Annotated in this window: 18 protein-coding genes; 8 read left to right on the plus strand and 10 right to left on the minus strand. The window is 61.8% G+C overall.

The annotated features are described in order from the left end of the window. Positions 1-36: 36 nt before the first annotated feature. On the minus strand, positions 37-444 hold the full coding sequence (locus GGR20_RS09880) for a VOC family protein (protein ID WP_183311084.1): 408 nt from the start codon (positions 442-444) through the stop codon (positions 37-39). 117 nt (positions 445-561) lie between these two features. Here GGR20_RS09880 and GGR20_RS09885 point away from each other — a divergent pair, with 117 nt between their 5' ends. Beyond that, positions 562-1,107: an NADPH-dependent FMN reductase gene (locus GGR20_RS09885; RefSeq protein WP_183311085.1), complete on the plus strand. Its 546-nt coding sequence runs from the start codon at positions 562-564 to the stop codon at positions 1,105-1,107. A gap of 2 nt (positions 1,108-1,109) precedes the next feature. Further along, positions 1,110-1,715 carry a histidine phosphatase family protein gene (locus GGR20_RS09890; RefSeq protein WP_183311086.1) on the plus strand — a complete coding sequence of 202 codons (606 nt, stop codon included), beginning with the start codon at positions 1,110-1,112 and terminating at the stop codon, positions 1,713-1,715. 6 nt (positions 1,716-1,721) lie between these two features. Here the strand turns inward: GGR20_RS09890 and GGR20_RS09895 are convergent, their stop codons facing one another. Next, entirely contained in the window at positions 1,722-2,159 is a 438-nt protein-coding gene (locus GGR20_RS09895) for a MarR family transcriptional regulator (protein ID WP_183311087.1), read from the minus strand. 155 nt (positions 2,160-2,314) lie between these two features. Here GGR20_RS09895 and pyrF point away from each other — a divergent pair, with 155 nt between their 5' ends. Next, positions 2,315-3,016 carry an orotidine-5'-phosphate decarboxylase gene (gene pyrF, locus GGR20_RS09900; protein WP_183311088.1) on the plus strand — a complete coding sequence of 234 codons (702 nt, stop codon included), beginning with the start codon at positions 2,315-2,317 and terminating at the stop codon, positions 3,014-3,016. Here the strand turns inward: pyrF and GGR20_RS09905 are convergent. From GGR20_RS09905 to GGR20_RS09915, 3 genes are all read right to left on the minus strand, one after another. Next, positions 3,013-3,528 carry a hypothetical protein gene (locus tag GGR20_RS09905; protein WP_210283142.1) on the minus strand — a complete coding sequence of 172 codons (516 nt, stop codon included), beginning with the start codon at positions 3,526-3,528 and terminating at the stop codon, positions 3,013-3,015. The genes pyrF and GGR20_RS09905 overlap by 4 nt on opposite strands. 373 nt (positions 3,529-3,901) lie before the next feature. Continuing rightward, the gene (locus tag GGR20_RS09910; RefSeq protein WP_183311090.1) at positions 3,902-4,906 is read right to left on the minus strand and encodes an adenosine kinase; all 1,005 of its coding nucleotides are present in this window, start codon (positions 4,904-4,906) and stop codon (positions 3,902-3,904) included. 106 nt (positions 4,907-5,012) lie between these two features. Continuing rightward, a complete protein-coding gene (locus GGR20_RS09915; protein ID WP_183311091.1) occupies positions 5,013-5,573 on the minus strand; it encodes a TetR/AcrR family transcriptional regulator in 561 nt (186 codons plus the stop codon). A gap of 59 nt (positions 5,574-5,632) precedes the next feature. On the opposite strand from GGR20_RS09915, the gene GGR20_RS09920 reads away from it, so the two are divergent. Next, entirely contained in the window at positions 5,633-6,082 is a 450-nt protein-coding gene (locus tag GGR20_RS09920) for a DUF2214 family protein (protein ID WP_183311092.1), read from the plus strand. Between the two features lie 53 nt (positions 6,083-6,135). On the opposite strand, the gene nth is transcribed toward GGR20_RS09920, so the two are convergent. Next, the gene (gene nth, locus GGR20_RS09925) at positions 6,136-6,810 is read right to left on the minus strand and encodes an endonuclease III (protein WP_183311093.1); all 675 of its coding nucleotides are present in this window, start codon (positions 6,808-6,810) and stop codon (positions 6,136-6,138) included. Between the two features lie 48 nt (positions 6,811-6,858). Between nth and GGR20_RS09930 the strand changes: the two genes are divergently transcribed. The 3 genes from GGR20_RS09930 to GGR20_RS09940 all read left to right on the plus strand — a co-directional run bounded on the left by GGR20_RS09930 (position 6,859) and on the right by GGR20_RS09940 (position 9,480). Next, on the plus strand, positions 6,859-7,338 hold the full coding sequence (locus GGR20_RS09930) for a DUF2244 domain-containing protein (RefSeq protein WP_183311094.1): 480 nt from the start codon (positions 6,859-6,861) through the stop codon (positions 7,336-7,338). A gap of 87 nt (positions 7,339-7,425) precedes the next feature. Then, positions 7,426-8,295, plus strand: a complete 870-nt coding sequence (locus GGR20_RS09935; RefSeq protein ID WP_246349524.1) for a methylated-DNA--[protein]-cysteine S-methyltransferase — start codon at positions 7,426-7,428, stop codon at positions 8,293-8,295. 156 nt (positions 8,296-8,451) lie between these two features. Further along, complete coding sequence (locus GGR20_RS09940) at positions 8,452-9,480, plus strand: AI-2E family transporter (protein ID WP_183311096.1); 1,029 nt, start codon at positions 8,452-8,454, stop codon at positions 9,478-9,480. On the opposite strand, the gene GGR20_RS09945 is transcribed toward GGR20_RS09940, so the two are convergent. Both GGR20_RS09945 and dapB read right to left on the minus strand, forming a co-directional pair. Next, positions 9,477-10,091 carry a 2,3-bisphosphoglycerate-dependent phosphoglycerate mutase gene (locus tag GGR20_RS09945; protein ID WP_183311097.1) on the minus strand — a complete coding sequence of 205 codons (615 nt, stop codon included), beginning with the start codon at positions 10,089-10,091 and terminating at the stop codon, positions 9,477-9,479. The genes GGR20_RS09940 and GGR20_RS09945 overlap by 4 nt on opposite strands. Positions 10,092-10,149: 58 nt before the next feature. Then, positions 10,150-10,962, minus strand: coding sequence for a 4-hydroxy-tetrahydrodipicolinate reductase (gene dapB, locus GGR20_RS09950; protein ID WP_183311098.1), 813 nt, complete (start codon positions 10,960-10,962; stop codon positions 10,150-10,152). Between the two features lie 125 nt (positions 10,963-11,087). On the opposite strand from dapB, the gene GGR20_RS09955 reads away from it, so the two are divergent. Then, entirely contained in the window at positions 11,088-11,438 is a 351-nt protein-coding gene (locus GGR20_RS09955) for a VOC family protein (RefSeq protein ID WP_183311099.1), read from the plus strand. 198 nt (positions 11,439-11,636) lie between these two features. Here GGR20_RS09955 and coaA read toward each other — a convergent pair whose 3' ends face one another. Together coaA and GGR20_RS09965 are read right to left on the minus strand one after the other, a co-directional pair. Continuing rightward, positions 11,637-12,587, minus strand: coding sequence for a type I pantothenate kinase (gene coaA / locus GGR20_RS09960; RefSeq protein ID WP_183311100.1), 951 nt, complete (start codon positions 12,585-12,587; stop codon positions 11,637-11,639). Then, complete coding sequence (locus GGR20_RS09965) at positions 12,587-12,904, minus strand: phosphoribosyl-ATP diphosphatase (protein WP_183311101.1); 318 nt, start codon at positions 12,902-12,904, stop codon at positions 12,587-12,589. The genes coaA and GGR20_RS09965 overlap by 1 nt, the downstream gene beginning before the upstream one ends. Positions 12,905-12,947 lie beyond the last annotated feature (43 nt).

Below are 12,947 nucleotides of genomic sequence, written 5' to 3' on the forward strand. Positions count from 1 at the left end.
TAGGCCGCAACGCGGCCTACCCGAACCTCATCGCGATTATTCGGACGGGAACTTGGTCATGTCCATCCAGACATATTCCCAGACATGGCCGTCGATATCGGCAATGGCGCGCGAATACATGAAGCCATAATCATCCGGGTCGCGCTGTTCGCTACCACCGGCCTTGAGCCCGGCCTCGGCAATGGCGTCCACGGCCTCGCGGCTGTCACGCGACAGGGCATAGAGCGCGCCGGTCTCCTTGTTGAAATCGGGGATCGGCTTTTTCGAAAAGCTCTGGAATTTGTCGTGGGTCAGAAGCATCACATAGATGGTGTCCGAGATGACAATTGCGGCGGCTGTCTCGTCGGTGAACTGCGGATTGTGTTCGAAACCGAGCGCATTGTAGTAAGCCATTGCGGCGGCGAGATCGCGCACGGGCACGTTGATGAAGATCGAGGTGGTCATCGGGTTTCTCCCTGGAACATTGTGTCAGACAGACAGGGGCACATGCTCCCGCCAATTCACTTGCACCGACGAACCAGCCGGGTCACTTTCGACACTATCGGAAATTTCGGAGGCAATATGAAGACGGCACTCACCCTGTCCGGGTCGATCCGCAAGGGGTCCTACAACCGCATCCTGCAGCAGCATATGGGCCGCAAGCTCACTCAGGCGGGAGTGGCGGTGACAGAAATCAGCCTCAAAGATTTCGACATGCCGATTTTCAATGAAGACCTCGAGCCCGACCATGTGCCCGAAGCGGCGGTGAAACTGGCCGAGATGTGGCGCAGCCACGATATCGTGTTCATCGCCAGCCCCGAATATAATGGCGGGGTGCCGCCGCTGCTGGTCAACACCATTACCTGGCTGTCGCGCCAGAAGCCCAGCGTGTTCCGTCACGCCGTGTTCGGCATTGGCGGGGTCAGTTCGGGAAAGTATGGCACCATATGGTCCCTGAGCCACCTGCGTGACAGCCTCACCAAGGTGGGCACGCTGATCGTGCCGACGCTGCTCGGCATCGGCCCGGCCGATACAGCATTCGATGACAATGGCGACCCGGTGGAGCCGGGCATCATCCGCAAGGTTGACCAGATGGTGACCGAATTGACCCATTTCAGCCGGGGATAGAAGTGCGCGCGCTCTACCTTACCCATCCCCAGGTTCAGATTGATGCGGCCATTCCGGTGCCGCTCTGGGGCCTGTCGGGTCTGGGCAGGGCGCGGGTCGAGGCCTTTGTGACGCGCGGCGTGGTGCCCGATGGGGCCATTGTCTTTTCGAGCCGCGAGACCAAGGCGCTGCAAATGGCCGAGCTGATTGCGGCGGCCGCCGGGACGCCGGTGCTGGCCGATCACCAAATGGGCGAGAATGACCGCTCATCCACCGGCTTTTTGCCGTCAGCCCTGTTCGAGGAAACGGCGGACCGCTTTTTTGCCTTTCCCCAGCAGAGCATTGAAGGCTGGGAGCGGGCTATCGATGCGCAGGCGCGGATCGTTTCGACCATTCGCACTGCTTGCGCCTCAGTCCCGCCTGACGGTGTAGCAGTGTTTTGCGGCCATGGCGCGGTCGGTACCTTGCTCAAATGCCGGCTAGGCAATCGCCGCATTTCGCGGGAGGAGGACCAGGGCCATATCGGCGTCCCGGGTGGAGGCAATGGCTTTGTCTTTGACCTCGCCGCCAAGCAGCTCCTAAGCGACTGGACGCCGATGGAGGAGATCGAGCCGGATTGGTTTGGGTGAGGGTTCCTATCGCCCCATCCAGTTCTCAAGCCCGAACAGCTCCAGCGCATCGTTGAGCGCGGGGGTCAGCCGGTCGAGCCGGTCGGTCTCTCCTTCGACGTCCCGCAGCCGCATCGGACCGGCCATGGGCACCGCCGCTACCAGGGCAGCCCCAGCTTGGCTCAGGGATACATTGCGGGCCCGGCGGTCCTCGGGATTGGTGCGCACCTGGCACAAGCCCTTGCGCCGCAGATCATCGATCGCCTGGCCCAGCGTTGCCGGATGCGCCAGCAGCGCCTTGCGCAAGGCGGCCAGCGGAATATGCGGGCGTTCGGAGACGATGTGCAGCACCGCCAATTGCAGTGTGGTGATCTTGTGATCGCGCTTGAGCGCGGCTTCAAAGGCCTTGAGCGCGGTGTCGAGCCGCATCCAGGCCACCATGGCCGCCAATGCCTGTTGCTGCATGAGAATATCCGGAAAACACGGGCAGAAAGCGGCTTGGTATGATGCCATAGCAACGCCCTGCAAGCCTGTTATGGCGCCATAATACCAAGAGAAGGCTTGCTCTTGCGCAACACTTGTGCGAGGCGAAAAGCAAATCACAAATCGGGAGAAAGACCATGGCTGGCCAGTTGATCGTGGGTCTTGACGTTTCCTCACGCGCGCGCGCCGAGGAGATCGTGGCGCTGCTCGGCGACAGCGTCGATTTCTACAAGATCGGCTATCAGTGCTTTTACGGCGCCGACGGTCTCAATCTGGGCAAGGCCCTGCTTTCCGCCGGCAAGAAAGTCTTCTTCGACCTCAAACTGCTCGATATCGACAATACGGTCGAAAAGGGCGTGGCCGCGATTGCCGAAACCGGCGCTACCATGCTGACCGTGCACGCCTATCCCAAGGCGATGCGCGCCGCGCAGAAGGCGGCCGCGGGATCTGGTCTTTCTATTTTGGGCGTCACTGTCCTGACCTCGATGGATGACAATGACGTCAAGGATGCCGGCTATGCCCGCGATGCGGCCGGACTGGTTGCCCTGCGTGCCCAGCAAGCGAAGGAGGCCGGCATTGGCGGCGTGGTCGCTTCGGCCCATGAGGCCGAAATGGTCCGCACTATTGTGGGCAAGCACATGGCCGTGGTCACCCCCGGTATCCGCCCCGCCGGCGCTGACCTTGGAGATCAGAAGCGCGCCATGACCCCCGGTGACGCCTTAAGCGCCGGAGCATCCCACCTCGTCGTCGCCCGCCCGATCATCGCGGCGGCAGACCCGGCGGCCGCGGCAAGGGCGATACTGGCAGAGATGGACGGAAAGCGGGTGAGCGTGGCTTAGCTCAGCTCAAGCGGGAAGGGCGTCGGCTGCCAATAGGGTTTCAGACCGAGCTTTTCGACTCGTTGTGCTTCCCATCGATGCAATTGTGCCGCGATACTGGCGCGATCATTCCTATGCGCGAGATCCGCTAGCAATTTCATGTCTTTGTGCCGAGCGATGTAGGTGTTTGCCACGCTGACCTTGTGATCGCCCCAATTATTGCGCCCACCACGCTCCCGCTCGATGAGGCCCTCTTCCAGCAGTTCAAGGTAGCCCACTTCGTTCTCGGCGAGCTCGGCATCCACGGCGGCGCACAAGTCTTCGAGCTTTCCCAGGGCTGCAAGCACGGCGGCCTGCAGCGGCGGTGAATGCGATAGTCCGGTGCCGGCTACGTTCCACAATAGTCCATCTTCGCATGTCAGTTCGTAAAGCGCCTGGATTGTATCGAGCCGGCGCAGACCCCTCTCCAACGCATCGTCAGTCATTTGCGAAAGTTTCGCCGCAAAGCCGGACTCCGTCGAATGCCCGACCATTAGGTCCAAACCGAACGTGTGACTCATGGGTACGGAAGGCGGCACAAACAGGACGCCAAAGGTGGCAGTCGGATTGGGGTAAGTTCTTTGGGACGACCCCATGAACCGTATGGCACGATAGATGTGATTGAGAGGCCGAAGCAGAAGGTCGCGGCCCACAAGGAGCAGGTCCGGGTGCCTTGCAAGGAGCGGTCTAGTCCAGCGCTTTACCTCTGCCGAGGTCGTCATAGGCTGGGTCTAAGCTCAATAATGAAGAATGGTACAACACCAAAATGCGATAAGTGGGCCCAAAGCGCCCTCACATGCATGGCGCCCTGGAACTTCGTTCCAGCAATTGCATCACTGGCGCAATGCTCACCAACGCGAACGGTCGTCACCCCGCAAGCCCGTGCTTCTGACTCAGCTCTTCGAGATCGAGCTGCGGCCTTGCGCCGATATGGGTGATGACTTCGGAGGCCGCCAGGCACCCGGTCTTGAGCGCGGCATCCATGGTCTGGCCGCGGGCCAGGCCGAGCAGGAACCCCGAGGCGAAGAGGTCACCGGCGCCGGTGGCATCCACCACCTTGTCGACCGGGAAGGCCGGGACCGAGATCACTTCGCCGTTGAACACGGCCATGGCGCCTTCGGCGCCCATGGTGATGGCGGCGACTTCGGCGTCCTTGGCGATTTCGCGCACGGCTTCGCCCAGATCCTCGGTCTGGTAGAGCGATTTGATCTCATTCACATTGGCAAAGACATAGTCGATGGTCTTGGAGCGGATGAGGTCGAGGAATTCGGCGCGGTAGCGGTCGACGCAGAACGGGTCCGACAGGGTAAAGGCGGCGGCGCGCTCGTTCTTGTGGGCGTAATGGGCGGCCAGCACGAAGGCCTTCTTGGCTTCCACCGGGTCCCACAGAAACCCTTCCATATAGGTGATTGCGGCGCCGCCGATTTCATCGGCATGGATATCGCGCTCGGTCAGTTCATGGCAGGCGCCGAGATAGGTGTTCATGGTGCGCTCGCCATCGGGCGAAACAAAAATCATCGAGCGGGCGGTCAGCGCGCCGTTCTTGAGGCGCGAGGTGTTGTAATGCACCCCGATCTCGTTGAGGTCGGTTTCGAACACGTCGCCCAGCGGATCGTCGGCCACCTTGCCGACAAAGGCAGCGCGCCCGCCCAGCGAGGCGACGCCGGCGGCGGTATTGGCGGCCGAGCCGCCTGAAATCTGTTCGCGGCCCAGTGGCATCTTGCCATAGAGGTCTTCGGCCCGATCGGTATCGATCAGGTGCATGATGCCTTCCTGCATGCCTTCGCGCTCGATAAAGCCGGGCTCCACCGGGGCGATGATGTCGACAATGGCATTGCCGATGGTCAGCACGTCGAAGCGGGTCTGGGTCATGCGGGGGTGTCCGGCGTTGGGGAAAAGGCCGTGGGCCGGTTTAGAGCATGATAGGCAGCGGGGCAATTGTTTTGGGCTTGGCGCCCTGAATCCAAGTGCCGCAGACCTAGAGAGACGAAATGATCTCTTCCACCAGCGCTTCGGTGTCTTCGCCCGAGCGGATGGCGATCTGCCCGTCAAGCAGCAGCACAGCCAGGCCATGCACCTTAGCCCAGGCCGCCAGGGCCCGAACGCGGCCGTTCTCGAGATCGCCGCCGACCAGATGGCGCAGCGTATCAAAAGCTGCGTCGGCCGCCATTCGCAGGCCGGGCCGGGAATCCTTCTTCAATTGCGGGGAGAACATCAGGCGGAAGAGGTTGGCATTTTGCAGCGCAAAGACCACGTAGGTTTTGCCCATGGCCGCCATCGGATCGTGTGGCCGGCTCGCCGCCACCGCCTCCATGCGCGCGGCAAAGCGCTGGAACCCGGTCACTGCCAGCGCTTCAAGCAAAGCCGCACGGCTGTCGAAATGTCGATAGGGTGCCGCCGGCGATACCCCCACCGCCCGCGCCAGATCGCGCAAGCCCAAGCCCGCTTCGCCCTGTTGCTCGAGAATGACCAGCGCCGCCTCGAGCAGGGCCTGGCGCAGATTGCCGTGATGATAGGGGCTATTGGATGATGTTGACATTGATCACATCGCGGAGCAGATATGTATGCACTGATTACATAGAATGGGACGCAGCGCAAATGCTCGACCTGATCCTGGCCTCGGCCCATCATCTGGCAGTCTTTACCCTGGTGGGGCTGTTTGCTGTCCAGTTCGTCTTGGTGCGACCGGGTCTCTCAGGGGCGCGCCTCAAGCAATTGGCCCGCATAGACGGAGCCTATGGCGCGGCGGCCGGCATCGTCATTATCGTGGGCGTTGTTCGGGTTATCTTCGGCACAGTGGGGTATGAGTATTACATCGGCAACCACGCCTTTTGGGGCAAGATGGTGGCCTTTCTCATCGTCGGCCTGCTCACCATACCGCCAACAATAGCCTTTCGCCGCTGGGCCCAGGCGGGTGTCGAGCAGGCCGACTATGCCCCGCCAGCCAATGAGATTTTGGCAAGTCGTCGCTTCATTCACCTGCAGGCTGGTGTCCTGCTGCTGATCCCGATCTTTGCCGCCGCCATGGCGCGGGGCTATGGGGGGTGACCCTTTTCACCTCTCCCTTTGGGGGAGAGGCTGACCGCAGGGCGGGTGGGGGCCTATCGCCGCACCGGCAATGGCGTCTTGGGTTCGAACCGGCACCACTGGGCAATCGGGCAGCGCCAGCATTCGGGTGTTCTGGCCTTGCAGATATAGCGCCCATGCAGAATCAGCCAGTGATGCGCATGTAGCAAGAAGCGGTCGGGAACCTGCTTGGTCAGCGCTTTCTCGACATCGAGCGGGGTCTTGCCCGGCGCCAGGCCGGTGCGATTGCTGACCCGAAACAGGTGCGTATCGACCGCAATGGTGGGTTGCTTGAAATAGATATTGAGCACCACATTGGCGGTCTTGCGCCCGACGCCGGGCAGAGCTTCGAGCGCCTCGCGCTCGGGGGGTACCTCGCCGCCGTGCCGATCAAGGAGGATCTGGGAGAGCGCGAAGACGTTCTTCGCCTTGCCGCGATAGAGCCCGATCGTCTTGATCAGATCAGTGATCTGCTCGACGCCGAGCGCCACCATGGCAGCGGGGGAGGGCGCCAGTTCAAACAAACGCTTTGTGGCCTTGTTCACGCCCACATCGGTCGCCTGGGCCGAGAGCACGACGGCCACCAGCAGCGTGAAGGCGTTGATATAGTCAAGCTCGCCCTTGGGTTCGGGCTCGATCTCATGAAAGCGGGCAAAAATTGCCTCGGCGTCGGCCCGGCTCAGCTTTTTCACTTTTTTGGCAGTCGCCATTCTCTCGGCCTCATTTCTCTGCCAGTATTTCGGCCAAGAGGATCTGCGATGCAAGTCACCACCACCACCCCGCTCTTTGCCGCGACCCTGCGACCGGACCGGTCGCTGCGCATGGCTGGCGGCTGGCTGGCCCTGGTGCTGGCCGCCATTGTGGCGGCGCCGTTTCTGCTCGCCTTGCCCGAATTTCTCGTGCCCGGCCTGTCGGCCTTCGTCATCGGCACTGCCGGGCTGGCAGCCGTAAGTGTGCGGCAAGCGCGGCAAGGCCGCATCAGCCAGCAGATCACCCTCTGGACCGACCAGGTCGAGATTGCGACCACCCAGCCGGGTATTGAAAAGACCCTTGAGCGCTTCGATCCGGCGGAGGTTCGCCTGCGCCTTGAACGCGACAGCTTCGAGCGCACCACCGGCATCTATCTTCGTGCCGCGGACCGCGAAATCGTGCTGGGTGCCTTTCTTTCGACCGCAGATAAGTCGAGTTTTGCCAAAGCCTTCGGCGCCGCCCTACGCAAGGCGCGCCGCGCCCGCTAGCGAAATCGGGCCCAGGTTAAATCCGGGTCGTGTTGCCCCGCGTCAGACGCTATGACTATCCGACGTTTTCCAGTGAAAGACCCGGACATGAACCAGCATCTGACACTGACGCCGGACAGCGAGTACGACACTATCCGCGCGGCCATTCGTTATCTGAGCGAAAACGGTCCCGACACCACCGACCTCGATCGTTTTGCCCGCGCACTGGGGCTCACCGAGCGGAAATTGACCGATCTGTTCCGGCGCTGGTGCGGTCTCTCCCCCAAAAGCTTTGCCCAGGCCGTAGCGCTCGACCACGCCAAGAGCCTGTTGCGCGACAAGGCAAGCGTGCTCGACACCACCTATGAGGTGGGTCTGTCGTCCACTTCGCGCCTGCATGACCTGTTTGTCACCTATGAGGCCATGCCGCCCGGCGTGTTCCGGGCCGGCGGCGCTGGCATCGACATGGCCTGGGGCGTTGCCCCGTCGCCCTTTGGCCTCGCCGTGGTCACCGCAACCGATTATGGCATTTCCGGACTCGGCTTTGCCGACGCGCAAACCAGCGTGGACGATGTCTTTGCCGATCTGGCCAATCGCTGGCCCAAAGCGCGCTTCAGCCATGACGACACACGCATTGCTGCAATGGCCGCAGGCATTTTCGAGCCGTCACGCTGGTCGGCCAACCAGCCGGTGCGAATTGTGCTGATCGGAACCGATTTCGAGGTAAGCGTCTGGGAGACGCTGCTCAAAATTCCCTGCGGCAAGGCGACGACCTATTCAGAGGTGGCCCGGGCCATTGGCCGGCCAAGCGCCTCACGCGCCGTTGGGGCCGCAGTGGGCAAGAACCCGATCAGCTTCGTCGTACCCTGCCACCGCGTCGTGGGCAGCTCTGGCGCACTTACTGGCTACCATTGGGGGGTGCCGCGCAAGCGGGCAATCCTGGGCTGGGAGGCCGGGGTAATCTCAGCGGCGCGTTAGCCATTCAAGCATGGCTTTCATGGGATTCTCGCCCTAAATCTCCCCGCCGGGGAGATTTACCTGACGGAACAGCTCCAAGTTTCACGTGAATCGAGAGGCCTGGGGAACTTCCGGCAAGGTGAGGCTTTGCTCTCTCGTTCACCGAGCAGGGATCGTATGACGGACGTCACCCGCGCCATATTGATCGGCATTCTCGCCGTCGCCACGTTGATGTTGGCCTGGCAGCTCAGCGCAATCCTGCTGCTGGCCTTTGCCGGCGTGCTGTTGGCTGCGCTGCTCGATACCGCTGTCCGACCGCTCGACCGGGTTCTCCCGCTTCCTCGGCCCTTGATCGTTGTCCTGGTCACGCTGCTAATCGCCGGCCTGCTCATCGGCGGGCTGTCCTGGGGCGGATTCAGCCTATGGCAGGGTGTGGAGGAGCTCTGGTCAATGATCATCAATCGGGCCACCGAGCTCTACGAGCGTTTCGGCGATGATCTGAATGATCAGCTGACGAGTGAGGACCAGACATTGATGCAGAATCTTCTGCCCAATCCGGCAGAGCTGTTCAGCCAGGCCGGGTCCATTTTCGGCCTGACGCTGGGTGTTCTGGGCAATATCGTGATTATCGGATTTCTGGGGCTTTTCTTTGCCATCAATCCCGCCGGCTATCGCGACAGCGTCCTGATCCTCATCCCCGCGAGATATCGGGCACGCTGGAAAGATGCTTTCGACAATACGGGAGAAGCCCTGCGGGGTTGGCTGGTGACTCAGTTGGCGGTGATGATCCTGATCGGCCTTCTGGTTTTTACCCTGCTGACACTGCTTGGTTCACCCGACGCCCTGCTGTTGGGCGTTTTGGCCGGTGTCCTCAATTTCATACCCTATCTCGGGCCGATCATTTCCGCTGTGCCGGTGCTACTGACCCTGGCCGGCCAGGACATGACCGCGCTCTGGATCGGCGCCCTGGGGCTGCTGCTGATCCAGAATATCGAAGGCTATGTCATCACTCCGCTGCTGCAACAGCGCATCATCGAATTGCCACCGGCATGGTCACTGATCACCATGGCGGTGATGGGGGCGTTGTTCGGCCCCATGGGCGTGGCCCTGGCCACGCCTCTATTCGCGGTCAGCCGCACCTTGACCCAGAAGCTCTATATCGAGCCCCGCGATGCAGAAAAAACCGGGCAGGGACACAGCCCTTAAAGGGTCACCCGTTCTACCAGCTTTCCGTCCGGGCCGATCTTATAGATCGTCGGTTCGCCGGTGCCGATTTCGCGGGCCAGGATTTCGTCCGGTGTCAGTCCTTCAATGGCCATCACCAGCGCACGTAGCGAGTTGCCATGGGCAGCGACCAGCACCGTCCTGCCCGATTTGAGCAGCGGCAGAATCTCGGCCTCGTAATAGGGCAGGGTGCGCGCCGCTGTATCCTTGAGCGATTCGCCGCCCGGCGGGGGCACATCGAACGACCGGCGCCAGATATGGACCTGCTCCTCGCCCCATTTCTCGCGCGCATCATCCTTGTTCAAACCCGCCAAGTCGCCATAGTCGCGTTCGTTGAGCGCGATATTGCGGGTGATGGTGACATTCTGGATATCCATCTCCTCAAGCATCAGGTCCAGCGTATGCTGGGCCCGGCGCAGGGCGGAGGTGTAATAGAAGTCCGGTTCGATGCCGGCTGATTTGAGGCCTTTGCCGGTTGCGCGTGCTTCCTCGATCCCCTTTTCGGTCAGGCCTGGATTGCGCCAGCCGGTGAAGAGGTTCTTGAGGTTCCATTCGCTCTGGCCATGACGCACCAGGATCAGCGTTCCGCTCATGATTTTGGTCCCTTGGATCTGTGTTTCGTCAGAGGCCCTGCAAGCAGGGCGAAAAAATTCAGTCGGTGAGGCCGAGCACGTCGGCCATGGAATAGAGACCCGGTCGCTGTCCGGCGGCCCACAGCGCCGCCTTGACCGCGCCATTGGCATAGATGGTGCGGTCCTGCGCCCGGTGATTGAGTTCGATGCGCTCGGACTGTCCGGCCAGAATCACCATGTGATCGCCGATGACATTGCCGCCCCGCAGCGTGGCAAAGCCGATGGTGCCCGCCTCACGCGGACCAGTATGGCCGTCGCGTACCCGCACCGCATTGTCCTTCAGGCTGATATTGCGGCCCCGCGCCGCCGCCTCGCCCAGCATCAATGCGGTGCCCGAGGGCGCGTCGACTTTCTTGTTGTGGTGCATTTCGAGCACCTCGACGTCATAGTCGGCCAGCGCCCGGGCGGCCTTTTCGACCAGCACGGCCAGCGCCACCATGCCGGGAGAGAAATTGCCCGACTTGACGATCCGCGCCCCGGCCGCCCCGGCAGCAGCGATCGCAGCCTCGTCGGCTTCGGTGCAGCCCGTGGTGCCGATGATATGAACAAGGCCCTTTTCGGCCGCCTGCTGTGCCAGCGCCACGCTGGCGGCCGGCGCAGTGAAATCGATGATGGCATCAGCCTGGTCGAGCAGGGTGGCAGCATCATCGCTAACCGGCACACCCAGTGCGTCCAGTCCTGCCAGGGTACCGGCATCCTTGCCGATCGCAGCCGATCCGGCCCGGTCCAGCGCGCCCACCAACTCAACCCCGTCATGGGCAGCGACCGCAGCAATATTGGCAACACCCATGCGCCCACCAGCCCCGGCCACGATAATGCGCAATCTGGTCATGCCACAAACTCCCTGCAATTGCCTTGCCCTATAGCAGCGCGTTGCCGCCCCGCCAACCGGGATGCCTGGAACCATCTGCGTGTGCTAGGATTCGATAAAAGCAAAAAAAGAAAGTGGACCTGTCCATGAGCCTCACCAATGTGCTGGCCGGAATTGCTGTCGAAGATCTCGGGCATTCCCTGGTCTGGTATGAATATCTGTTCGGCCGCCCGGCCGATGCGCGCACCATGGTCGATGTGGCCGAATGGAAACTTCCCGGCGGCGGCTGGGTGCATGTGATGACCGATGAGGATCGGGCCGGTGCCAGCGTCTGCATGCTGATCGTCGATGACATCACCGACGAGTTGGCGCGACTCGAACTACACGGCATCAAGCCGGTGGCCAAGGCGATCGGGGATTTCTTCAAGACCGCCAAGCTGCGCGATCCCGATGGCAACCTGATCATCCTCAGCCAGCCCCAGCAGGGGACGTATTGAGACCGTTTAGTGCGCTTTGACTCCTGCGGCCGATCGCGTCTCCCGAGGGAGACGTAGCGACGCCGGCGTGCCAACCACATGGCAGAGCCGGGTCAAGGGTGCAGACTATTTACCCGGCGCTGGTAGGCCCGCCATTCGAACATAGCTCTCATGGCCTTCTCGCCGGAGACCGCTCCACTGGAGCGCTCTCTGTTCGGCTCAAAGCCGTTTCAGCTTCACTTCCTCGACCCGGTGGTCCTTGCCCTTTTTGAGGATCAGATCGGCGCGACCGCGCGTGGGCAGCACGTTTTCGAGCAGGTTGGGCAGGTTGATTGTCTCCCATACATTGCGCCCGAAGGCGCCGGCCTCCTCCTCGCTCATTTCCGAAAACTTGCGGAAGAAAGAGGTCGGGTCGCGGAAGGCGGTTTCGCGCAGGCGAAAGAAACGGGTGAGATACCAGTCGCGCAGATCGTTCACATCGGCGTCGATATAGATCGAGAAATCGATGAAGTCGGACGCAAACAGGATCGGCTTGCCATCGCGCGGCAATTCGCCGGGCTGGAGAATGTTCAATCCCTCGACGATCAGAATATCGGGGCGCTCGATGATCACCTCTTCGCCGGGCACCACATCATAGACCAGGTGTGAATAGACCGGCACCGAGACCCTGGCCTTGCCCGATTTGATATCGCCGAGAAAATTGACGAAGCGGGCCCGGTCATAGCTTTCGGGAAAACCCTTGCGCTGCATCAGGCCGCGCGCTTCGAGCACCTTGTTGGGGTAGAGGAACCCGTCCGTGGTGACCAGGTCGACCTTGGGGCTCGATGGCCAGCGGCTGAGTAGCGCGCGCAGAATGCGCGAGGTGGTGGATTTACCTACCGCCACCGAGCCGGCCACGCCGATGATGAAGGGCACCTTGTCGCCCGGCGTGTTGAGAAAGCGCGAAGAGACATCGTGCAGACCCTGGATCGCCTCGACATAGTAGGCAAGCAGGCGCGAGAGCGGCAGATAGATCTCTTCGGCCTCGGCCAGCGAGATCGGATCGGTCAGCGCGCGGAGACGGTCGATGTCGTCGGCATTCAGCGTCATGGGCTGGCCGTTGCGCAGATCGCTCCACTGGTCCTTGGTGAAACTGCGATAGGGGTCGCGGGCCGGGGGACGCTTGGCCATCAGGCATTATCCTTACGGGCGGCCTTTTCGGCCAGACCCGACTGGGCGGTACGGCTGTCGAGCTCGGCCATCACTTCGGATAGCGGTACGCCTTCGGCCTTGAGCACCACCAGCAGATGATAGAGCAGATCGGCGCTTTCCTTGACCAGCTCGGCGCGATCATGGGTTACCGCGGCAATCACTGCCTCGGTGGCTTCCTCGCCCAGCTTCTGGGCGGCCTTGTTGATGCCACGGGCAATCAATTTGGCCGTATAGCTGTCTTCGGGCGAGGCGGCGGCGCGCTGGGCAATGCGCGTTTCGAGGTCTTCGAGGGTCATGTCAGGCTGGTCTCCTCAGTGCGGACCATTGGCGGAATACGAG

It is taken from the genome of Devosia subaequoris (genome assembly GCF_014197055.1).
In the GTDB taxonomy this organism is placed as follows: Bacteria; Pseudomonadota; Alphaproteobacteria; order Rhizobiales; family Devosiaceae; genus Devosia; species Devosia subaequoris.